Here is a 22,166-nt window from a genome sequence, read left to right as displayed (position 1 = left end):
GCGAACTCCTCCGGGACCGTCAGAGCCGTGCGGTACGCGAGGTGCATCGCCTCGGCACGCGTGAGGAGGAACTTCGCCGACGTGAAGCCGAGGTCGGCGGCGACGCTCAGCACCGCGCCGACGGCGGCGACCGCGCCGGGCCGTCCCTCCGTCGTCTCTGCTTCGCCGTTCTCATCCATACGCGTATTGAACCAGGGACCACCGACACCCGAGCGGCCGTCGACCGGAACCCTCGGACAACTCCGCGACATCGGATCCGTGGAGGAGAGTGCTACTCCCGCCGCTACTCCCGCCGCCACTCCTCGAGGAACTCGGCGGTCGTCTTCGTCTCGAGCTCCAGCTCGATCTGCCCGAGCAGGACGTAGGGGTCGCCGATGTCGGCGGGCGTGCGGATGATCTCCGCGCCGGTGTCGAGGCGGGTGATGACGAGGTCGTGCGTCGTCAGCACCGCACCGCCGAGCAGGGCGTCGATCGTCATCCGGAGCCAGGTCAACGACCGGGGTCGCAGCTCTGCGCGCAGATGCTCCGCCGCGACCTCGCGCTCGCCGTCGCCGTCCTGCTCGTCGTCCGCACTCACGCCGTCACTGTAGCGACCGCCCCGCACGCGCCCGCCCCGACCGCACCGCCCTCAGTGCCGCACCTGGAACCAGCGGATCAGCTCGCGCAGCGCCGGCAGCGTCGCGCTCGCGTCGACGTCGGTGTCGATGTCCTCGAAGGTGCTGCGGTAGCCGGGCAGCTCGGTCGTCATCGAGTCGGTGATCGCCTCGTACGCCATCGTCCAGGAGGGGAACAGCCGCTGCGCCGGCGCCTCCTCGAGCAGCACGCGCAGCCCGGCGTGCCGGGGGTCGTCGGCGATGATCGCCATCCGCTCCCGCAGCGTCGCGCTCGGTCCCTCGAGCAGCTGCAGGAACCGCCCGTCGCGGAACAGCAGGATCCCGGTCAGGCCGAGGCGCTCGTTGTTCGAGCGGCACTGCTCGAGCAGCGCAGGCAGGTCCGCCTCCTCGAGGCCGGCGGCGGTGTGGCTCGCGTAGACGATGGAGCGGAGGTCGTCGTCCTGGGACGGGCGAGCGGCGGAGTCGGACATGCGGCCATCCCACCAGGCGCGCCGCGGTACGGCAGCCCCCTGCCGGGATCCGAACGGCCCTGCTATACGACGCGCCAGGAGGCCTCACAGCAGATCCGCCCCGCCCGTCCGCCGCACCGTCCTGCGGGCGAGGGTCCAGCCGAGCAGACCCAGCCCGAACCACGCCCCGCCGAGCACGAGGACGGCCGCGGTCCGCAGCGCGAGCGCACCGGTGACCCCCTCGCCGAGCAGCGTCCGCAGGGCGTCGGAGGCGTAGCCCAGCGGCAGCACCCGGGCGACGGCCCCGACGACCGGCGGCAGCTCGGCGACCGGCGCCACGACTCCGCCGAGGACGGTCAGGACCGCCGCTAACGGACCGACCCAGGCCAGCCCGTCGCGCGAGCGGAGGCCGAGCACCCCGACCGCGAACCCTCAGCCGCCGCCGGCCAGGGCCGCGCAGCCCGCGAGCGCGATCGTGCCCGCGGCGACCTGCCACGAGACGCCCTGCCCGAACAGCAGGAGGGCCCAGACCAGGGAGACGAGACCTGCGGCGAAACCGACGACCGCCGCTGCGAGCACGACCCCGCTCCAGAGCAGGACCGCCGGTCGGGCGCTGAGGAGGACGCTCCCGAGCACCGCGTCGTACCGCATCCGGATGAGCGACACGGTCACGGCGTCGACGGCGGTCAGGGTGGCGAGCAGGAGGCTCGCGCCCGCGCCGACCACGAGCGATGTCGACCCGCGCGACCCCGCCACCGCCGCGAAGTACAGCACCTGCAGGACCGGCCCGAGCACGACCGCGACCAGGAGCGTCCGCCGCGTCCGCGTGGCGTCGAAGGTCCGCAGCGCGACCACGATAGACGCGGCCACCAGCCCACTCACGACAGCGCCAGCGTCCCGGCGAGCCGCGCCCGCCGGACGGCGACCCGGAGGATCCCGCGAGCGATCAGCACCGCGAGCAGCGACGCGATCAGCCCCTGCGCGCACCAGAGCCCGACCTCGCCGCCGGACTCGGCGCCCGACACACCGGCGTTCAGGACCTCCACCGCCCCCGACAGTGGATCAACGACCCCGAGCAGCTGCAGCGGCACCGGCAGCTGCCCGCGGTCGATCACGGCGCCGGAGAGGAGGAGGACGGGAGCGACGAGGACCGGCTCGTAGACCGTCGCGTGCGGCGTCAGCACGAAGAGCCCGGACAGCAGGAGCGCCGTCGTCCCGCACGCGGTGAGGAGCAGGACGAGGCCGAGCGCCACGAGAGCAGGGGAGTGCGGGAAGGCCCCGCTGCCGAGAACCCAGGTGCCCACGACCGCGGCCGGGATCGACAGCAGCCCGACGCCGGTGCAGGCGAGCGAGATCGGCGCGAGCGCACCGCCCAGCGGCCGAGGGGTCAGCGCGATCTGCTCCAGCGTCCCCTGCGACCGCTGGTAGCCGAGGATCCCGACCGCCGCCGCGGTCACCGTCCACACGCCGACGACGGCGCCGTCGACTCCCAGCGTCGGCCCGCCCCGCCCCGCCTGCGCCCGCAGGACGACGAAGACGACGGGCGCGATCAGCGCGGCCTGAACGAAGTACGCGTTGCGGAGCAGCAGCCGCAGGTGGAACGCGCCCTCCCGCAGCCCCGCCATCACTCCCAGCTCCCTCGGCACCGGTCGACGAGGGCGAGGTAGCCCTCCTCGAGGGTCGCCGGCCGGGTGATCCAGGTCCCGGCCGGGACGTCCGAGACGACGGCCGCCAGCGTGTGGAGGTCGGGCCGCGAGGAGTCCCAGCCGACGACCACGACGGGCCGGCCCGCGATGCTGTCGGAGCGGACCGAGCGGACGCCGTCGAGCGCGACGATCGCGGCGGCGAGCTCCGCGGTGAGCGCCGGAGCGGCGAAGGTCGTCACCTCGCCGAGCCCGCCCGCCGCGGCGATGTCCTGCGGTCGCCCCTCCGCGCGGATCCGGCCGTCGAGGAGGACGAGGCTCCGGTCCGACAGCTCCTCCGCCTCGTGCAGGGAGTGGGTGGTCAGGACGACGCCGCGCCCGTCCCGGCGCAGCTCGCGGATCAGCGCGCGGAGCGCGAGCGCCGCCTCCGGATCCAGCCCGACCGTCGGCTCGTCGAGCAGGAGCAGCGGCGGCTCCGCCAGCAGACCGCGGGCGAGGTGCAGCCGCTGGCGCATCCCGCGGGAGAACTCCTCGACGCGGTCGTTCCGCCGGGCGGTGAGGTCGACCGCGTCGAGCACCTCGAGAATGCGGCCGTCCGTTCGCCGCCGCGGCACGCCCGCGAGCGAGGCGAAGTACCGGAGGTTCTCGAGCGCGGTCGCGCGCAGGAAGAAGCCGCGCTCGCCACCGAGGACGAGCCCGACCCAGCGCCTCGCCTCGTCCGGCCTCGCGACGGCGTCGATCCCGGCGACCCGGATCGCACCGCTCGTCGGGGTCAGCAGCGTCGCGATCATCCGCGCGAGCGTCGTCTTGCCGGCGCCGTTCGGCCCGAGCAGCGCGACGACCTCGCCCGCCGCGACCCGCAGGCTCACGTCGCGGACGGCCCAGGGCGCGTCCGGCCCGGTGCCGAAGCGACGCGAGACCTCCGCGACGTCGAGCAGCGGCGCACTCGGATCCGCCGCCGTGGTCACCCTCATCGTCCGCCCTTCGCCGCGGACCAGGGTTCCCCGTCCTCGTGCCGCGAGCACCATCCGTGGCGCTCGCTGCGGGAGCTGGCGGAGGGCGTGGTCGATCGGCTCCGCCGCGTCTTCGAGCCCGCTCAGCCCGCACGCCGAAACCTCACCGAAAGGTAATTGTTCACGGTAACATCGCGCCTGGTGGCGGTTCGGACTCCCCTTCCGGCCGCCGCCAGTACCGATCTCAACGACGAGAGGCCCCACCAATGACGACGAAACGACGGATCCCGATCGCGACCGCGGCGGTGATGGCGCTGACGGCGGGACTGCTCGCGGTCGGCCCGACCGCGCAGGCCGCACCGGCCACCTCCCTCGACGGCGCGAAGGTGCTCGAGCTGCCCTTCGACGGCAGCATCAGCGACACCAGCGGTCGCGGCAACACGGTCGGGATGCAGAAGGGCACCGCCGCGTACGGCACCGGCCTCGCCGGCCAGGCCTTCGAGTTCACCGGCAGCAACGCCGTCTCGCTCGGCACCGACGCCCGCCTCCAGCCCGCCGACCTCACCGTCTCGTTCTGGTACAAGCCCACCGCCGCGATGACGGGCGAGCAGGTCTTCACCTGGAACAAGACCGCCTACAACTCCGACGGCTGGTACCTCACCTCCGAGAGCGACGCCACGCCGCTCGCGCTCTCGATCGGCCCCTCGAGCGGACAGCCCTACAAGGTCGCGATCGACACCGCCCGCGCCGGCTTCTTCCCGACGAACGAGTGGACCCACGTCGTCGCGACCTACGACAAGGCCACCAAGCAGGTCGCCTTCTACCGCAACGGCGTCAAGCAGCCCACCGTCACCAAGTACGAGGCGACCGGAGCGGCCACCGGCGTGCTCGGCTCCGAGAGCACCTCGACCAAGACGATCGGCTTCAACGGACCGCAGTACAACGGCGCGCACCTGCGCGGACTCCTGGACGACTACGTCCTCTACGGCAAGGTCGCCACGACCACCGACGTCGTCGCGCTGACGAAGGCGCACAACGCGTCCTTCGATCCGGCCGCCGTCGCGAAGGCCGACCTCGACGCCGTCACCCTGCCCGCGAGCACGAGCACCGGCTTCTCCGTGCCGACCCGCGGAGCGAAGGGCTCCGACCTCAGCTGGACCTCCTCCGACGAGTCCGCGATCGCGATCTCCGGCGGCACCGCCACGGTCACCCCGCCCACCGGCGCCGCGAAGACCGTCACCCTCACCGGCTCCTCGACCTACGGCGGCAGCACCGCCGTCACCCGCACCTTCACCGTCCAGGTGCAGCCGAAGGGCGTGAAGAGCTCGAGCTACCTGCAGGAGGCAGGCCTCTCGGACGTCACCGTGCAGGACCCGTACCTCGACAACGGCGAGCAGCAGACCGTCGAGTACCTGCTCAGCCTCGACCCGGAGATGTTCCTGCACTCCTTCTACACGCAGGCCGGGCTCACCCCGACCACGGCCGGCGGCTACGGCGGCTGGGAGCGCGAGAGCGGCACCCGGTTCCAGGGCCACTTCTTCGGCCACTACATCTCGGGCCTCTCGCAGGCCTACGCGAGCGAGCAGGACCCGACCACGAAGGCCGCGCTGCTCGCGAAGCTGACCGCCTCCGTCGACGGCCTGAAGAAGGTCCAGGACGCCTATGCGCTCAAGGACCCGGCCAACGCCGGCTACGTCTCGCCGTTCCCGGTGAGCTACCTGCCCTCCGGCGCCGACGGTCTGCTCGTGCCGTTCTACAACCTGCACAAGGTGCTCGCGGGCCTGCTCGACGCGCACCAGTACGCACCGAGTGCCGTGTCCGCGGAGGCGCTCGTCGTCGCCGACGGCTTCGGCTCCTGGATCACCACCTGGGCCGGCCGCCAGGCGAACCCGGCACAGCTGCTCAACACCGAGTACGGCGGGATGAACGAGGCGCTCTACCGCCTCTACGAGACCACGCAGAAGCCGGCGCACAAGCGCGCGGCCGAGTACTTCGACGAGACCGCGCTCTTCCGCAAGCTCGCGAACAACGAGGACGTCCTCAACGGCCTGCACGCGAACACGACGATCCCCAAGCTGATCGGCGCCCTCAAGCGCTACACCCTCTTCACCGACGACCCCGCGCTGTACGCGACGCTCACCGCCACCGAGAAGGCGGACCTCGACATGTACCGCCGGGCCGCCGAGAACTTCTGGCGGATGGTGGACGAGAGCCACAGCTACGCGAACGGCGGCAACAGCCAGTCCGAGCACTTCCACGGCGCGGACACCCTCTACCAGTACGCGACCAACGGGCAGACCACCGGCTACGGCGAGAACTCCACCTCCGAGGGCTGCAACATCTACAACATGCTCAAGCTCACCCGGGCGCTGTTCCAGGTGACGAAGGACGTGAAGTACGCCGACTTCTACGAGAACGCGTTCATCAACGGAGTGCTCTCGGTGCAGAACCCGGAGACGGGCATGGTCACCTACTTCCAGCCGCAGACCGCGGGCTACGCCAAGGTCTTCGGCGAGGAGCACGACGAGTTCTGGTGCGACCACGGCACCGGCGTCGAGAGCTTCACCAAGCTCGGCGACTCGATCTACTTCGAGGGGCCGAAGACGGTCTACGTGAACCAGTTCCGCTCGTCGGTGCTGAGCTCGGGCGGCAGCAATCTGAAGGTGACGCAGACGGCCGACATCCCGAACACCGACACCGCGCGCTTCACGATCGCGGCGCTCGGAGCGGGAGCGGTCGCCGAGGGCATCACGCTGCGCCTGCGCATCCCGGCCTGGGTCGACGGCGCGCCGACGCTCACAGTGAACGGCGCCGTCCGCGACGTCGCCGCGCTGACCGAGGGCGGCTACGCGGTCGTCCCGGTGGCGGCGGGCGACACCCTCACCTGGAAGCTGCCGGCGGCGGTCGCCGCGGTGGCGAACACCGAGAACGCGAACTGGACGGCCTTCACCTACGGCCCTGTTCTGCTCGCGACCGAGCTGAACCGGAACAACGTCGACGCCTCGTACCCCGCGGGGGTGCTCGTGCAGATGAGCGTCGCCGATAAGTCGGTCAACTCGAACGTGGTCGTCGCGAACGCGGCCGCGTGGAAGTCCTCGGTGAAGCAGAACCTGCTCCGCCTGCCCAACGGCGCGAACGGCAACGGGACGACGACGATGCGCTTCGGCATGACGAACGTCGACGCCGCCTCCGAAGCGCGGATCTTCCAGCCGTACTACAGCCTCTACAACGCGCGCTACGCGACCTACATGACGCTCATCGCCCCCGACTCCGCGGAGGCGCAGGCGCTGATCCTCAAGCAGAAGCAGCAGCTGCGGGTGGACGAGACGACGATCGACTCGCTGACCTCGTTCGACAACAACAACAGCGAGGCCGACAAGAACTACAAGTACAACCGCTCGGCGGTCGGCACCTGGCGCGGCGAGGGCTACCGCGACGGCGAGCGGTCGGCGGACGCGTACTTCCAGTACGACATGATCGTCGACCCGGCGCTGCCGAAGAACTACCTCGGCGTCCGCTACTACGGCGGCGACGCGGGGCGCACCTTCGACGTGTACCTCAACGACGTGAAGCTCAAGACCGAGGTGGTCTCGGGCGCCGCGGGCGCGCTGAACTGGTACGTGCAGTACGACGAGATCCCTCGCGCCGTGCTCGACGGCATCGCGGCGAAGGACAGCTACAAGCGCAACCAGTCCGGCGCGTACGTCCTCGACGCCCAGGGGAACAAGGTGCCGAAGGTGACGGTGCGCTTCCAGGGCACCGGGACCGCGAGCAACGTCGGCGGCGTCTTCGGCGTCTACACGACGGAGTCGACCGGGTTCGCGACGAACGCGGAGCTGACGAAGCTGACCTCGTCCGTGGGCACGTTCTCGCCGGCGCTCGCCGCCGGAGTGCGCGACCTGACGCTGACCGTGCCGGTTGCGACGACGAGCGTCGCGCTCGACCTCGACCCGGCCGTGGCCAGCGGACTGGTGAAGGTGGACGGCGTTCTGATCGACGACACCGTCGCCCGGACCGTCACCCTCGCGGCCTCGGGGACCACGAACGTCGTGATCACCTCCTCCGCGCAGGACCACACGACGCTCGCGACCTACCGGCTCGCGATCGTGCGCGCCGCTCCCGCCGCCGTGATCGACCTGACGGTCTCGGCCACGACGCGCTGCGTCGCCGGCAAGGTCGTCCTGACGACGACGGCCCGCAACGACTCGAAGACCGCGGCGTCGATCTCGATCGCCACGCCGTACGCCACGAAGTCCTACCCGGGCATCGCGGCGGGCAAGAGCGCGACGCAGGCCGACACGACCCGCGCCGTCTCGATCCCGGCCGGCACCGCGACCGTCACCGCGACGGCCACGATCGACGGCGCGGCGGTGACGACGACGAAGGCGGCCCCCTACTCCGCCCGCACCTGCGGCTGACCCCGCACTGACTCCCTCCGCGAGATGCCACTTGTGCACGCTTTTCACGGCGTGTCGTGCCCATAAGTGGCATCTCGCGGGGGCTGACGCGCCCATCGACAGCGGCCACCCGGGGACCCTCCCGGGCGGCCGCTCCGTCCTTCCTCCCTCCGCGAGATGCCACTTATGAGCACTTTTCACGGCGTGTCGCGCTCATAAGTGGCATCTCGCGGAGGGCGGAGGGACTCGCAGCGTTACCGATTCGTTACCTGACTCGACCAAACCAGCACCACACTGCGAATGGGCAGGTCAAGGGCGGAGCATGACTCCCATGGAACAGACAGGGAAGAACCCGCGCGTGCCGAAGCTGCGGTTCATCGCGCTCTCGGCCGTGGCCGGCATCGTCGTCGCGGGCGTGCTGCTCGCTATCGCCGAGCTCGTCGCGCTCGTGGTCGCGAAGAACGCCAGCCCCGTGCTCGCCCTCGGCGCGTTCGTGGTCGACATCGTGCCGCGCCCGCTCAAGGAGTTCGCGATCGAGACGTTCGGCGCGAACGACAAGATCTTCCTGCTCGCGAGCATCGGCGTCGCCGTGCTGGTCGCCGCCGCCCTCGCCGGCGTGCTGCAGCTGATCCGCCCGCCGCTCGGCCAGATCCTGCTCGTGATCGCCGGCGGCCTCTCGATCGCCGCGATCGTCACCCGCACCGGCGCGACCCCGCTCTCCGCGGTGCCCACCCTGGTCGGCCTCGTCGTCGCGATGATCGTGATGCACCTGACCGTCTCGCGTCTGCGCCGCTGGCGCGCCGCCTCCGCCGCCGAGAAGACCGGAGCCGCCCCCGCCGCCCGGCCGGTCGGCATCGAGCGCCGCGGCTTCTTCCGCGTGACGCTGATCGCCGCCGTCGGCGCCGCCGTGATCGGCGCCGGGTCGCGCGCCATCAATGCCGCCACCTCGTCCCTCGCCAGCGTGCGCGACGCCCTCCGCCTGCCCAGCCCGCGCAGCACCGTGTCGGTGCCGGCCGGCGCCGACCTCGGGATCGACGGCCTCACCCCGCTCTACACGCCCAACGCCGACTTCTACCGCGTCGACACCGCGCTGACCGTGCCCTCGATCGACCCCTCCACCTGGTCGCTGAAGATCTCGGGGATGGTCGACCAGGAGGTCACGATGTCGCTGCAGGACATCTTCGACATGGGCCTGGACGAGTACGGCATCACCATGACCTGCGTCTCGTACCAGGTCGGCGGCGACCTCGTCGGCAACGCCAAGTGGCTCGGCGTCCCGCTCCGCGACGTGCTCAAGAAGGCCGGCGTGCAGAGCGGCGCCGACATGCTGCTCTCCACGAGCGTCGACGGCTACACCGCCAGCACCCCGCTCTCCGCGGTCACCGACGAGAACCTCGACGCGATCCTCGCCGTGGGAATGAACGGCGAGGCGCTGCCCTTCGAGCACGGCTTCCCGGTGCGGATGGTCGTCCCCGGCCTCTACGGCTACGTCTCGGCCACCAAGTGGCTGACCGAGCTGAAGGTCACCACCTTCGCCGCTGACGAGGCATACTGGACCCCGCGCGGCTACGACGCCGAGGCCCCGATCAAGATGTCCTCGCGGATCGACACCCCGCGGATCGACGCCGCGATCCCCGCCGGCGCGACCAAGATCGCCGGAGTCGCCTGGGCGCAGACCACCGGCGTCGCCAAGGTCGAGGTCAGCATCGACGACGGCGACTGGCAGGAGGCCACCCTCTCGACCGCGGTCAACCTCGACACCTGGGTGCAGTGGTACGTCGACTGGGAGGCCGAGACCGGCGCCCACTACGTCGCCGTCCGCGCCACCGACGCCAACGGCATGCTCCAGATCGAGGACCGCGCGGGCGTCGCCCCCAACGGCTCCTCCGGCTGGCAGCGCACCCTCGTCCGCGTGAGCTGACGCCCGGATCTCGATACGCGCTCTGCGAGCGCTACTCGATCAGCATGAATCGGGGCCGTCAGCTGGAACGCGGCACGGCCTGCCGCATGCTGGTCGAGTAGCCGCGTAGCGGCGTATCGAGACCCACCGTCTCCAGCAGTACGGCGGTCCTGCTGCCACCATCGAGCCATGGACGAGACCGCCGCCGTCGCGCGCGCCGAGCAGCTGTGGCGGAACGGCCGCCGGGCCCAGGCGCTCGAGCTGCTGAAGCTCCGGGTCCGCCGCGCTCCGGACGAGTCGGCGGCGCGACTCGCGCTCGCCGGTCTCTACCGCGAGCTCGGCGCTCCGGACCAGGCGGGACGGTGGGGGATCGTCTTCGCTGACTGGACGACTCCGCTCGAGCGGGACCGCCTCGCGCGTCTCCTCGGGGCATCGGGAGTGCGCGTCGCGGACGTCCCGGAGTTCCTCGCCCTGCCGAGTCACAGCTTCCCGGACCGGTACGCCGAGGTGCTCGAGGAGGCCGAGCGGTATCGGGAGCGGTACCGGGTCACGTCGTTCAGTCGGGACTTCAGGCCTCCCGCGGAGAACTGGCAAGCGGTCGGTGCCTTCGGCACCTGGGGTGTCGCCCTCGCGGGCGGCCTCGTCGTCGTGCTGGTCGTCTGGGCGGGCGCGGTCCTGGGTGCCTCGATGGTCGGCTTCGCCCGCTGGAGCAGCCTCGTCCTCGCCGCCGTCCTCGCAGTGGGGTGCGCTCTGGCGGGCTGGGACGCCCTGCGCGACCGGCGGCGCACGGTGGGCGCCGCCTGGCTGGCAGGCGCCCTCCTGCTCAGCGTGGGCGTCGCCCTCGCCACGTCGGTCGGAGTCGCGAACGGCGGCGTGCTCCGGCTGGCGTGGGAGGGCTGAGGCACGGTGGATCTCGATACGCGCTCTGCGAGCGCTACTCGATCAGCATGGCCGGCCCATGCTGGTCGAGTAGCCGCGCAGCGGCGTATCGAGACCGACGTGCGAGCGGTGGGTGGATCTCGATACGCGCTCTGCGAGCGCTACTCGATCACCATGATCGCGCGAACGGACCCGCGATGGGCTTCGAGCGCTGAGCAGCGCCCCGCACGGGTCCGCTCGAAGGCACTGCTGCGGGCGAGTGGACCCGCAGAGGGCTCTGCACCTCTGCTGCACCCCGCCCCGCGTCCAGTCGTCCCTCGCCCGCGCCACGCCCTCGGCCGCGCGATCAGCAGGATCCCGAATGCTGGTCGAGGAGCCGCGCAGCGGCGTATCGCGACCCGCCGGCTCAGGGGCGGAAGGTGGCCGCGTGGTGCTCGGGGGCGAGGTGCGGGCCGGTGCCGAGCATGCGCTCGCGGAAGGTGGCGCCGGTGGGCTCGGGGTCGAGGCGGCCGCGGCGGCGCAGCTCGGGCTGGACGAGCTCGATGAAGTCGCGCATCGAGGCGAGGCCGAAGACGGCCTCGAGCATGATGCCGTCGAGGTCGGTCTCGTCCATCATCCGCTCGAGCTCGTCGGCGACCTCGACCGGGTCGCCGGTGACCGCGAAGCCGCGGGTGCCCTTGCCCTTCAGCTCGTCGAGGATCTCGCGCACAGTCGGCGCGGTGCCGTCCGGGCGGGTGAGGAAGCGCTCGATGTTGCTGGTGCCCATCTGGCCCGCCTGGTCGTCGAGCACCAGCTGCTCGGCGAGCGTCCGGTCGAGATCGTAGGCCAGCAGATCCACGCCCGTGTTGCCGGCGTAGTAGTGCGCGGCCAGCTCGTCCGTCTGCAGGGCGTCGAACTCGGCGCGCAGCTGCGCGGCCTCCGCCGAGGTCGGCGCGACGACGATCGTGACGCCAACCATCACCTTGATCGACGCGGGATCGCGGCCGTTCTCCGCGGCCCGGCGACGGATGTCCACGATGTCCGCCGCGACCTTGCCGTAGGTCGAGCCCTGCACGAACACGCACTCCGCGTTCTTCGCGGCGAAGGCGCGGCCCACCGGCGAGGTCCCGGCCTGGAAGAGCAGGGGCGAGCGCTGCGGCGACGGCGGCAGCGTGTGGTAGCCGTGCGAGCGGTAGAACTCGCCCTCGTAGGCGACCGGGCGGATCCTCTCCGGATCGGCGAAGACGTTGCGCTCGTGGTCGAGCACGATGACGTCGTCGTCGTTGCCGCCCTCCCAGAAGGAGAAGGCGACGTCGACGTACTCCTGCGCGGCGCGGTAGCGCTCGTCGTGCGGGACCATCGCGGACTGGCCGAGCATCGCGGCCATCGTGTTCTGCGAGGCGCCGGTGACGATGTTCCAGCCGATGCGGCCGCGGGTGACGTGGTCGAGGGTGGAGAACTTGCGGACCGCGTGCAGCGGGTGGTCGGCGCCGGTGGTGCTGGTGACCACGAAGTTCAGGCGCTCGGTGCCGACCGCGAGCGCGGGGATGAGGTAGGCGCCGTCGAGCGCGAAGGTCATGCCGGCCTCGACGAGGACGTCCGAGAGCTCGCCGCGGCGCGAGGAGTAGCCGAAGGAGCCGCCCGCGAAGAAGAGGAAGTCGAAGCCGGCGTCGTCGAGGAGGCGGGCCATCCGCTGCCAGTAGTCGATGTCGCGGAAGTCGCCGTCGCGGCTGCGCGGATGCGACCAGCTGATGGTGCCGCCGACGTGCGGGGTGCCCGCTTCGAAGACCCCGAGGACGATCCGCTTCTGCATGTTCTCCCGCGTTCCGGCCGGCGTCCGCCGGCACTGCTCCGGGAACCCTAGCGAGCGCGCGTTTCGGGGCTGTTGCGGGGGAGGGTGTGTGGGGGGGGTGGGTCTCGATACGCCCGCTGCGCGGGCTACTCGACCGACAAGATGCGCGCGGCCGGCATGAGTCGCGGGCTGCTCGGCCAGCAGGTGCGCGCATCATGCTGGTCGAGTAGCCGCGCAGCGGCGTATCGAGACCCACCCGTCCTCAGCAGGGCGGGTCTGCGGACTCCCGTGCTGGCGGTGGTGGGTCTCGATACGCCCGCTGCGCGGGCTACTCGACCAGCAGGGATGCGTATCGAGACCCGGCGTCAGCCGCCGACGCCCGTCAGGCCGAAGCGGAACTCGAGGCGGCCGTCGAGCGGCCGGACCTCGTACTCGGGGTGCGGGCGCGCGCCCCAGGAGTCGTCGCCGGCGACGCCGCGGCGGCGCAGCGCCGGGCGCAGCACGGTGCGCTGCACCGGCGGCAGCTCGTTCGGGTGCTGCGCGTTCTCGATCTCGTACGGCGTCCACGGCAGGGCCGAGAACTCCATCCCGCCGGCGCAGTCGAGCCGCAGGCCGAAGCCCGCGTCGTCGATCACCTCGGCCCAGCGCACTCCCGTGCGGCTGCCCGACTCCTGCGGCTTCAGGTACGGCGTCAGCTCGCGCGCGACGTCGCTCTCCCAGACGTCGAGGCGCGCGCCGAGCCGGCGGTCGGAGTAGCACTCGTCCGGTCCGTCGCCGTACCAGCGCAGCCGGTGCGCATCGGCGCCGGTGGTCAGCTGCATCCCGAACTCGGGCAGATCGGGCAGTCCGTCCGGCACCGTCATCGCGACGGTCACCTCGATCCGCCCGTCACCCGTCACGCGGAAGTCGACGTCGCAGACCGCGCGCGGAGTGGTCGGCAGCTCGTAGCGGAAGCCGACGGTCACCGCGTGCTCGTCGACGGACACCCGCGCCGTCCGCAGCGCCTCGCCCGCGGCCCGCGCGTAGCGGCTCGCCAGCAGCCACTGCCCGTCCTCGAAGGGACCGCCCCAACCGCGCTCGTTCGAGGTCGGCGCGTGCCAGAAGGACGGCGTCGGGATCGAGGTGAGCAGCTCCCGCCCGCCCTCGGGCCCGCCGCCCCAGCGGTACGACATCAGCCCGCCGTGCAGCCGGGAGAAGAGGACGCTGAAGTGCTCGCCCACGACGCCCACGTTGTGGGTGCCGTCGATGAGCTCGGGCCGCGGCGCGTGCTCCGGCCGCGCATGCCCCGCGACCTCGAAGACGTGCTGCCCGCGCGCGACGACGTGCCCCGCCGCCGCCCATCGCGTGTCCTCGCGCAGCCGCAGCTCGACGTCGAGCGTGTACTCGCCCGGCAGCTCCGGCAGCGGCACCGGCTGCGGATAGGTCGAGGACCCTCCCGCGGCGACATCGGTGGCGAGCTCCCGCTCCGCCAGCACCCGTCCCTCCCGCCGCAGCACGACGACCGCCTCGTACGCGGAGGACGCGGTGGCCAGCAGCCGGTTCCCGATCATGATCTCCGCGGCAGAGACGTCGACGCGGAACGGCTGGTAGAGGTGCGCGACCTCCTGCAGCTTCGGCGTCGGCGTGCGGTCGGCGAAGAGGATGCCGTTGCCGCTGAAGTCGCCGTCGTGCGGCGACTCCCCGCTGTCGCCGCCGTAGCCGAGGAACGGCACCCCGTGCCGGTCGGTCATCGCGACGGCCTGGTCCGCGAAGTCCCAGATGAAGCCGCCCTGGAACAGCGGCTCCCGCTCGGCGAGATCGAGGTAGCGGTCGACCGCGCCGAAGGAGTTGCCCATCGCGTGCGCGTACTCGCAGAGCAGGAACGGCTTGTCGCGGTGCTCCGCGAGGTACTGCTCGATCTCGGCCGCCGGCGTGTACATCTGGCTGACGACGTCGGTCGTCTCGGGGTAGCGCGAGTCCCAGTGCACCCCCTCGTAGTGCACCGGCCGGTCGTCGACCGCGCGGAACCAGTCGGCGAGATCGCGGAGGACGGTGCCGCCGAACGACTCGTTGCCGAGCGACCACATCACCACGCTCGGGTGGTTCTTGTCGCGCTCGAGCAGGCTCCGCGCCCGGTCGTGCAGCGCGGGCGCCCAGCGGCCGTCGTCGCCGGGCACCGACTCGGCGAGAGGTGCGTCGAGGTAGCGGACGCGATCCCACAGCCCGTGCGTCTCGAGGTTCATCTCGTCGATCACGAGGAAGCCGTACTCGTCGGCGAGGTCGTAGAAGTAGGAGTTGTTCGGGTAGTGGCTGGTGCGGATCGCGTTCACGCCCACCCGCTTGAGGATCCGGAGGTCCTCCTCCGTCTGCGCCCGGTCGACGACGCGCCCCTGGAGGCCGAACTCGTGACGGTTGACGCCGCGGAAGACGACCCGCCGCCCGTTGAGGCTGAGCACGCCGTCCTCGATCGCGAAGCGGCGGAGCCCGACGGTCTGCGGGATCACCTCGGTCACGGCGCCCTCCGCGTCTCGCACGCGCACCGTCAGGCGGTGCAGGTGCGGGTCCTCGGGGCTCCACAGCCGCGGCTCCGCGAGCCGGACGCGGTGCACGCCGTCCGGATCGAGCCGCAGCGGGCCGACCCCGTCGAGCTCGACCGTCGCCGAGCCCGCGCCGTCGAGCCGCAGCTCGACCGCGATGCCGGCACCGTCGTCGTCGACCGTCGTCCGCACGCGGAGGTCCTCGACGTGCGCGCGCGGGCGGCGCAGCAGCACGACGTCGCGGAAGATCCCGGAGAAGCGGAAGAAGTCCTGGTCCTCGAGCCACGAGCCTGCGCTCCACTTGACCACCTGCGCGGCGAGCAGGTTCTCGCCGGGCAGCAGCGCCTCGGTCAGGTCGAACTCGGCGGGCGAGAAGCTGTCGGCCGAGAAGCCGAGGTAGACGCCGTTCAGCCAGAGCGCGATCGTGCTCTCGGCGCCGCGCACGTCGAGCGCGATCCGCTCGCCGGGCGCGAGCGGCGCGTCCAGCTCGAAGGTCGTCCGGTAGGAGGCCGTCGGGTTGAACCGCTCGGGAGTCTGCCCGGGCAGGATGCTCTCGCGCCCGTCCCAGGGGTACTGCGTGTTCACGTACTGCGGGCGGTCGTGGCCGTGCAGCTGGAGGTGCGCGGGCACGGGGATCAGCTCCCAGTCGCCCGCGTCGAACTCGGGCCGCTCGAACCCGGCCGGCGCGTCCGCGGGCCGGGGCGCGCAGTGGATCCGCCACAGCCCGTTCAGCGACTGCTCGAACGAGCTGACGCCCGTCGCGGCCTCGTCCGAGGAGCGGAACCAGCGGTGGTCGGAGTGCGCCGGCCGCCGGTTCTCGGCGAAGAAGCCGGGGTCGGACAGCCGGGCGAGGTCGAACCCGGCGGCGGGCGCCGCCTCGCCCGGGAGCTCCGCGAGGCTCACTTGATCGCCCCGGTGATGCCCTCGGCGAAGGAGCGCTGCAGGACCATGAAGACGATGACGGTGGGCACCGAGGCGAGGAAGACGGCCAGCATCAGCACGCCGTAGTCGACGACGTAGCCCGCGCTGAGGTTCGAGATCAGCATCGGCATGGTCTGGAAGTCGTTGTTCACCAGGATGACCTTGGGCCAGAGGAAGTTGTTCCAGGCGGTCATGAAGGTGATGACGGCGGCCGCGGCATAGGTCGAGCGCATCGACGGGAGGTAGATGCGGGCGAAGATCCCGAGCTCGCTGACCCCGTCGATCCGGGCGGCCTCGATGATCTCGTAGGGGAACGAGCGCGAGGCCTGCCGGAACAGCAGGATCAGGAACGGGGTCGAGATCGCCGGGATGATGACCGCGCCGAGGGAGTTGATCATCCCGACCCCGGCGAAGACCTGGAAGAGAGGGATCATCGTCGCCGCGAACGGGATCATGATCGCGATCAGCAGGACCGCCATCACGAGGTCCTTGGCCCGCGAGTGGAAGACCTCGAACCCGTAGCCGGCGATCGAGCAGACGATCAGCGCGAGCACCGTGGTGCCCACCGCGACGGTCGCCGAGTTCCACATCGCCGAGCCGACGTCCTGCAGATCGAGCAGTCCGGCGAGGTTGTCGAAGAGCGCCAGGCCCGGGATCATCCGCGAGTCGAGGACGTCCTGGCTGGTGTTGGTCGCCGAGACGGCCATGAAGTAGAGCGGGAAGATCGAGAAGAGCGCGAAGACCGAGAGGAAGAGGTACTTCGGCAGGCCGCGCAGCCGCGAGGACAGGGGCGCCGTGCGGACGGGCACGGTGGTGCTCGGAGCGACGGACTCGACGTCCTCGATCGCGGGCAGAGTGCTGACGCGCTCAATCACGCTTGTCACCGACTTTCAGCTGAACGAACGCGAGGACCGCGACGAGGATGAGGATCACGTAGGAGAGGGCGGAGGCGTAGCCGAAGTTCGGGTTCTTCAGGAACGAGACCTCGTAGAGGTAGTGCGACATCGACATGGTCGTGTAGGCCGGACCGCCTCTGGTCAAGGCCCACGACTCGTCGAAGAGCTGCAGTGTCCCGTTCGTCGACATGATCGCGGTGAGCAGGATGATCGGCTTCAGCTGCGGGATCGTGACGTGCCAGAAGGTCTGCAGCGCGCTCGCGCCGTCCATCCGCGCGGCCTCGATGCTCGAGTAGTCGACGTTCTGCAGCGCCGCCAGGTAGAAGACCATGTTGTAGCCGGTCCAGCGCCAGAGCAGTCCGAGGATGATGACGAAGCGCCCGGTGTCCGGATTGCCGAGCCAGTTGATCGGCGAGTCCATCAGGCCGATGCCCATCAGCACGTCGTTGACGAAGCCGTCGTTGGCGAAGATCGTGCGGAAGACCAGCGAGTAGGCGACGAGCGAGACGGCGCACGGCAGGAAGATCGCGGTGCGCCAGAAGGTCTTGAACTTGAGGTTCCGGCTGTTGAGCACATTGGCCAGCACGAGCGCCATGATCAGCATCACCGGCACCTGGATGATCAGGTAGATGAAGGTGTTCTGCAGCGTCAGCCGGAAGATCTCGTCCTGCAGCAGGCGCTCGTAGTTCAGCCAGAACGGCTGCGCGTAGCTGAGGTTCGCCCCGCGGCCGGTCTGCAGCGAGAGCAGGAAGGCCTGGATCATCGGCAGGAAGCTCACCAGGAAGATGAGCACCGCCGCCGGCAGGAGGAAGGCCCAGCCGGTGAGGCTGCGCCGGCGCTCCCCGGTCATGCGGATCGGGCGGCTGCGGAGGTCGCGCTGCGGTCGGGGTGGGACGCGCAGGCGCGGGCGCGGAGGGGCGGAGGTCGACACGGGCGGGCTCGCATTCTCGGAGGGAGAGGGACGGGGAGGGACGGGCCGGGGAGGAGGAGTCCTCCCCGGCCCGAGGTGCGAGCCGGCTCGCGGTGACGTCGGGTCTCGGCGACGCCGGCTCGCGGTGAGCCCTAGCTCATGGCGAACTCGACGTTCTTCTGCGCCTCCTCCAGCGCCGAGGCGGGGTCCGCACCGCCGATGATCTGCGTGATCGCGGCGCTCACGGCGTCGCGGCCCTCGTAGTAGTAGGCGCCGGTGTTGTTGCTCGGCACCTCGGCGCCGAACTCGGCGACCTCGGCGAAGATCGGCTGGCCGGCGAAGAACTCGTTCGGCTGCTCGTAGGCGGTCGAGGAGCCGGCGGGCAGCCAGTTCGCGACGGCGCCGGACTTCGGCAGGATCGTGTCGTAGAGCTCGGTCGAGCCGGCGAAGGTCGACGCGAGGAAGTCGGCCGCGAGGTCGACGTCGGCGTTCGCGCTGATCGCCCAGGACGATCCGCCGCTGGCCGTGTAGTTGGTCGCGCCGGAGATGCCGTCGAGCGAGGGGACGTTCGTGATCGCCCAGTCACCGGCCTGGTCCTCGGCGGTCTGGATGGAGCCGACGATCCAGATGCCCTGGATGGTGCCGCCGACGGAGCCGTTCACGAAGGTGCCGAGGTACTCGTCCCACGAGTTGACCTCGACGAAGACGCCGGAGTCGACGAGCTGCTTGTAGACGTCGATCGCGGCGAGCAGCGCGTCGTTGTCGGTGATGGTGGGGTTGCCCTCGTCGTCGAAGAGGCTGGCTCCGGCGCTCTGCAGCATCATCATGATCATGTCCGAGGAGCCGGCCTGGCCCGAGAGCAGCGGCGATCCGGTCTTCGCAAGGACGTCCTTGCCCTTGGTGAGGAACTCCTCCCAGGTGATGTCGGTGAAGTCGTCGATCGTGTAGCCGGCCGCCTCGAGGACGTCGGTGCGCAGCGCGGTGACCGCGGTTCCGGAGTCGAACGGCACGCCGTAGTGCACGTCGTCGACGGTGGAGTAGGCGGCGACGGCCTCGGGGAACTCCGAGAAGTCGACGGCGTCCTCGGGCAGCTCGCTGAAGATCTCCGGGTAGTTGACGAGGTTCTTCTGGAACGCGTTGTTCTGCATCAGGAAGACGTCGGGCAGCTCGCCGTACTGCTGCGACTGCGCCAGCGTGGTCAGCTTGGGCTGCAGGTCGTCCCAGGGGGTCTCGATGATGTCGAGCTTGAAGTCCGGGTGGTCCTTCTGGTAGATCTTCTCGGCCTCCTCGAGGGCCGCGATGTTGAACACCGGGTCCCAGGCCCAGACGCTGAGCGTCTCGTCGCCGTCGCCTCCGCCGGCGTCGTTCCCGCCGCCACCGCCGCCGCCGGCCGCGCAGGCGCTCAGCGCGAGGACGAGGGGCAGGGAGACGGCCACGACGGTCGTGAACTTCTTGGAGCTTCTTCGCACGGATTCGTTCCTTCTGTGTGGGTGGGGGTGCTGTGTGGGAAGTGCAGTGGTGCTGCGGAATGCAGTGGTGCTGCGGAAGGGAAAGAGGAGGGGGCGCTCGGGCTCAGCCGAGCGGCTGCCAGGGCCCGTACGGGTCGCCCGGGGCCTGGTTGCGCGTCCACCACTTCGCGCGGTAGCGCTGGCCCTGGTGGACGACGACGTCGCCGGTGTCGAAGATGCGCGAGGCCGTCCAGACCGCGGTGCCGTCCGGCGCGGTCGAGAGCTGCTGCCACGGGCCGTTCGGGTCGCCGGGGGTCTGGTTGCTGGTCCACCACGAGGCCCGCCAGAGCGAGCCCTGGAAGAGGACCGTGTCGCTTTGCCGGTAGACGGACCCCGCGGACCAGGAGGCCGCGGCCTGGCGGCGCAGGGCCAGTGCGTCGACTGTCAGGCTCCCGCCGCCGGGGCCGCTCGCGAGGATCGCGACCGTGGTGGTGCCGGCCGGCAGCGAGAACTCCGCCGAGCGCACGTCGGCCCAGCCGCTGGTCGCGGGGATCTCGGTGCGGTGCTCGACGCCGTCCGCACCGGTCACCACGATCCGCGCGGAGTCCAGTCCGCCCGGCCGGTCCGCGCGGAGCGACAGGGTGTAGACGCCCGCGGGGACGTCGTTCTGCTGCTGCACGCCGCCCGAGAAGGCCTGCGCCGCACCGAGCCGGAGCGCGAAGCGCGAGCCGTCGGCGCCGGGCGAGGGGTTCGAGACGAAGCCGGTGGTCGTCGAGGAGGCGTCGGTGGTCTGCGTCCAGCCGGTGACCGTGGTCACCGGGATCCGGTCGGCGGCGAAGTCCGGGTTGAGGATCCAGTTGTTGCCGGCGCCCACCTGCCACTCGCCGGAGCGGGCGTTCAGGTCCCACTCGCTCAGAGAGTTGAAGCGCACGTCCGCGCCGGTCCCGCTGAGCGGCAGCCACTGGTTGTAGCCGAGGCCGTTCCAGGCGAAGTCGGCCCAGCGGTCGCCGGCGTAGATCACGGTGTCCTGCTCGGTGCCCTGCACCGTCAGGAAGAAGCCGCTCTGGGTGACGTGGCTGTAGTCCTTCTCGGTGCCGGGGAGCACGTACATGCTCGAGTAGGGCCCCTGGATCCGGCCCTCGAGCGAGCGCACGAGGTAGGTCTGCGAGGTGTTCCAGCCGTGCAGGTCCGAACTCGCGACGTAGTACTGGCCGTCGAGCTTGAACATCGCGTTGCCCTCGCGGCCGGCGCCGCGGTAGACCTCGACGGCCGTCTCGACCGAGAGCGAGTCGGTGTCGCTGATCCGGCCGACGTAGGTGCGGCTGCGGCCGTCGCGGTAGGAGAAGACGAGGTAGTCCGCGCCGTCGTCGTCGGTGAAGACGGTCTGGTCGCCGGTGCCCTGCTCCCAGCCGGGCTTGCTCGGGTTCCGGTAGACGCCGGGGATGTGGGTCTGCAGGTTCGCGTACTCGAAGTCGGCGACGGGAGAGTCCCCGCTGAGGAAGAGGACTCCGGCGTTGGTGACGCGGGCCGGGTCGGGGCTCTCGAACTGGGTGAGGAGGACGTACTTCCCGGTCTGCTCGTTGTAGGCGACGCCGAGCCGGCCGATCCAGACCGCGTCGGCGAGGGTGTCCATGTCCGAGAAGTAGGTGCCGGTGACGTCCTTCGAGGCCGGGATGTGCAGCGCGGTGTCCTTCGTGGCGACGTCGTTCTCGAACGTCCAGTTCACGAGGTCCTCGGAGGAGTACGCGGTGACTGCGACGAAGTCGCCCTCGCCGGCCCGGGTGTAGGTGCGGGTCGGGGAGTCATAGTAGAGCTGCGAGCCGGTGTACTCGACGCCGTACCAGTAGTAGCGGTCGCCGAAGCGGAAGATCCCGCCGCCCTGGGAGAAGATCGGATCGCCCGCGGTGTCGAGCCAGAACCGGTTGTTCTCGACGGTCTGGAGGGTGCCGTCGGCGAGCGGGACGAGAGCGGCGGCCGTGGTCTGCAGGCCGTTCTTCGCGGCGACGACGGCCGCGGCGCTCGCTGCGGAGTCGTCGAGGACCTCGCCCGCGCTGACGGTCGCCGCGGCGAACGGTGCCCAGGACGCGGCGGTGTAGGCGGAGGGGACGCGAGTGCGGTACTCGTCGAGCCGCTCGCGCAGCCCGGAGATCCGGACGAGGCCGGTCTCGGCCGTCTCGAGGGCGCTGCGGGCGGCCAGCAGGGCGGCGTCGGTCGAGCCGGCGTCGTCGCGGGCGGCGGTCGCGGTCGCGACGGCGGCCGAGAAGGGGGCCCAGGAGGAGGCGGTGAAGTCGGGAGCGCCGAGGGCGCCCACCCGGTCGAGCGCGGCGGCGAGGCGGGCGCGCTCGTCGACGAGCACGGTGCTGGTGAACTCGGCGGACGCGTGGTTGATGAAGCCGACCGTGACGACCCGGAGGACGTGGTCGCCGGGGGCGAGTCCGGTGAAGCTCGCGATCGGGACCGTCGTGGTCGACCGGGCGCCGCGGTAGTCGGCCGAGCCGATCTTCACGCCGTCGACGAAGACGTCGGCGGTGCCGTTCGTGGTGGCCTTCCGGCCCGAGAGTGCGACCGTCTCGCCGGTGAAGGCGATCTCGAAGGCCGCGCCGTCGGAGGCCCAGGTGTGGGTGCTGCTCTTCGACCAGGCGCCCTCGTAGAAGGTGGCGTCTGGCGTGCCGCGGACGGTCGTTGTCGCGGTGAAGGCGACCGTCGTCGTCCGGGTCTCGGCTGCCTCGGCGGTCTGCCCGGCGAGGGGCGACTGGCCGGCGAGCACGAGCAGCCCGGCGAGCAGAGCAGCGATCAGGGCGGGGAGCCGCCTCGTCGTCGTTCGCGTCATGAAGTGCCTCCGTCATCGCAGGTCCACCGTGGTACAGCG

The 22,166-nt window shown here is 71.1% G+C and carries 15 protein-coding genes; 3 read left to right on the top strand and 12 right to left on the bottom strand.

Translation table 11 applies throughout. From position 1 onward, the window contains the following. Nucleotides 1-283 precede the first annotated feature (283 nt). The 6 genes from HQQ86_RS07500 to HQQ86_RS07475 form a co-directional block, all read right to left on the bottom strand. Nucleotides 284-577 carry a hypothetical protein gene (locus HQQ86_RS07500; protein ID WP_173287429.1) on the bottom strand — a complete coding sequence of 98 codons (294 nt, stop codon included), beginning with the start codon at nt 575-577 and terminating at the stop codon, nt 284-286. Nucleotides 578-628: 51 nt separating this feature from the next. Beyond that, nucleotides 629-1,084, bottom strand: coding sequence for a BLUF domain-containing protein (locus tag HQQ86_RS07495; RefSeq protein ID WP_173287428.1), 456 nt, complete (start codon nt 1,082-1,084; stop codon nt 629-631). 84 nt (nt 1,085-1,168) lie between these two features. Continuing rightward, nucleotides 1,169-1,480, bottom strand: a complete 312-nt coding sequence (locus HQQ86_RS07490) for an ABC transporter permease (protein ID WP_173287427.1) — start codon at nt 1,478-1,480, stop codon at nt 1,169-1,171. Nucleotides 1,481-1,495: 15 nt separating this feature from the next. Next, on the bottom strand, nt 1,496-1,933 hold the full coding sequence (locus HQQ86_RS07485; RefSeq protein WP_173287426.1) for a hypothetical protein: 438 nt from the start codon (nt 1,931-1,933) through the stop codon (nt 1,496-1,498). 8 nt (nt 1,934-1,941) lie between these two features. Beyond that, a complete protein-coding gene (locus tag HQQ86_RS07480; RefSeq protein ID WP_173287425.1) occupies nt 1,942-2,709 on the bottom strand; it encodes an ABC transporter permease in 768 nt (255 codons plus the stop codon). Continuing rightward, nucleotides 2,688-3,680, bottom strand: a complete 993-nt coding sequence (locus HQQ86_RS07475; RefSeq protein WP_173287424.1) for an ABC transporter ATP-binding protein — start codon at nt 3,678-3,680, stop codon at nt 2,688-2,690. Before HQQ86_RS07475 ends, HQQ86_RS07480 begins: the two co-directional genes overlap by 22 nt. A 245-nt stretch (nt 3,681-3,925) precedes the next feature. On the opposite strand from HQQ86_RS07475, the gene HQQ86_RS07470 reads away from it, so the two are divergent. The 3 genes from HQQ86_RS07470 (at nt 3,926) to HQQ86_RS07460 (ending at nt 10,856) form a co-directional block, all read left to right on the top strand. After that, a complete protein-coding gene (locus HQQ86_RS07470) occupies nt 3,926-8,077 on the top strand; it encodes a beta-L-arabinofuranosidase domain-containing protein (protein ID WP_173287423.1) in 4,152 nt (1,383 codons plus the stop codon). 310 nt (nt 8,078-8,387) lie between these two features. After that, nucleotides 8,388-9,977, top strand: coding sequence for a molybdopterin-dependent oxidoreductase (locus tag HQQ86_RS07465; protein ID WP_173287422.1), 1,590 nt, complete (start codon nt 8,388-8,390; stop codon nt 9,975-9,977). Between the two features lie 168 nt (nt 9,978-10,145). Continuing rightward, nucleotides 10,146-10,856, top strand: coding sequence for a DUF6584 family protein (locus HQQ86_RS07460; RefSeq protein ID WP_173287421.1), 711 nt, complete (start codon nt 10,146-10,148; stop codon nt 10,854-10,856). 385 nt (nt 10,857-11,241) lie between these two features. Here the strand turns inward: HQQ86_RS07460 and HQQ86_RS07455 are convergent, their stop codons facing one another. From HQQ86_RS07455 to HQQ86_RS07430, 6 genes are all read right to left on the bottom strand, one after another. After that, nucleotides 11,242-12,627: an NtaA/DmoA family FMN-dependent monooxygenase gene (locus tag HQQ86_RS07455; RefSeq protein ID WP_173287420.1), complete on the bottom strand. Its 1,386-nt coding sequence runs from the start codon at nt 12,625-12,627 to the stop codon at nt 11,242-11,244. A 344-nt stretch (nt 12,628-12,971) separates the two neighbouring features. Next, nucleotides 12,972-16,025, bottom strand: a complete 3,054-nt coding sequence (locus HQQ86_RS07450) for a glycoside hydrolase family 2 TIM barrel-domain containing protein (RefSeq protein ID WP_173287419.1) — start codon at nt 16,023-16,025, stop codon at nt 12,972-12,974. Next, nucleotides 16,022-16,918, bottom strand: a complete 897-nt coding sequence (locus HQQ86_RS07445; protein WP_367948575.1) for a carbohydrate ABC transporter permease — start codon at nt 16,916-16,918, stop codon at nt 16,022-16,024. The genes HQQ86_RS07450 and HQQ86_RS07445 overlap by 4 nt, the downstream gene beginning before the upstream one ends. Further along, nucleotides 16,911-17,870, bottom strand: a complete 960-nt coding sequence (locus HQQ86_RS07440) for a carbohydrate ABC transporter permease (protein ID WP_367948574.1) — start codon at nt 17,868-17,870, stop codon at nt 16,911-16,913. Before HQQ86_RS07440 ends, HQQ86_RS07445 begins: the two co-directional genes overlap by 8 nt. 131 nt (nt 17,871-18,001) lie before the next feature. Further along, nucleotides 18,002-19,318, bottom strand: a complete 1,317-nt coding sequence (locus HQQ86_RS07435; protein WP_173287418.1) for an extracellular solute-binding protein — start codon at nt 19,316-19,318, stop codon at nt 18,002-18,004. 103 nt (nt 19,319-19,421) lie between these two features. Further along, on the bottom strand, nt 19,422-22,127 hold the full coding sequence (locus tag HQQ86_RS07430; RefSeq protein ID WP_173287417.1) for a carbohydrate-binding protein: 2,706 nt from the start codon (nt 22,125-22,127) through the stop codon (nt 19,422-19,424). Between the last annotated feature and the right edge of the window lie 39 nt (nt 22,128-22,166).

Source organism: Rathayibacter sp. VKM Ac-2857, assembly GCF_013205025.1.
GTDB lineage: Bacteria > Actinomycetota > Actinomycetes > Actinomycetales > Microbacteriaceae > Rathayibacter.
The sequence above is the reverse complement of the archived record's forward strand: the minus strand, read 5'-3'. Positions and strand labels throughout refer to the sequence as shown.

What these genes read in the sequence shown, in the direction of transcription:
- HQQ86_RS07430 (WP_173287417.1), bottom strand. Translation starts at nt 22,127, where the DNA reads ATGACGCGAACGACGACGAGGCGGCTCCCCGCCCTGATCGCTGCTCTG.
- HQQ86_RS07465 (WP_173287422.1), top strand. Translation starts at nt 8,388, where the DNA reads ATGGAACAGACAGGGAAGAACCCGCGCGTGCCGAAGCTGCGGTTCATC.
- HQQ86_RS07455 (WP_173287420.1), bottom strand. Translation starts at nt 12,627, where the DNA reads ATGCAGAAGCGGATCGTCCTCGGGGTCTTCGAAGCGGGCACCCCGCAC.
- HQQ86_RS07470 (WP_173287423.1), top strand. Translation starts at nt 3,926, where the DNA reads ATGACGACGAAACGACGGATCCCGATCGCGACCGCGGCGGTGATGGCG.
- HQQ86_RS07460 (WP_173287421.1), top strand. Translation starts at nt 10,146, where the DNA reads ATGGACGAGACCGCCGCCGTCGCGCGCGCCGAGCAGCTGTGGCGGAAC.
- HQQ86_RS07495 (WP_173287428.1), bottom strand. Translation starts at nt 1,084, where the DNA reads ATGTCCGACTCCGCCGCTCGCCCGTCCCAGGACGACGACCTCCGCTCC.
- HQQ86_RS07475 (WP_173287424.1), bottom strand. Translation starts at nt 3,680, where the DNA reads ATGAGGGTGACCACGGCGGCGGATCCGAGTGCGCCGCTGCTCGACGTC.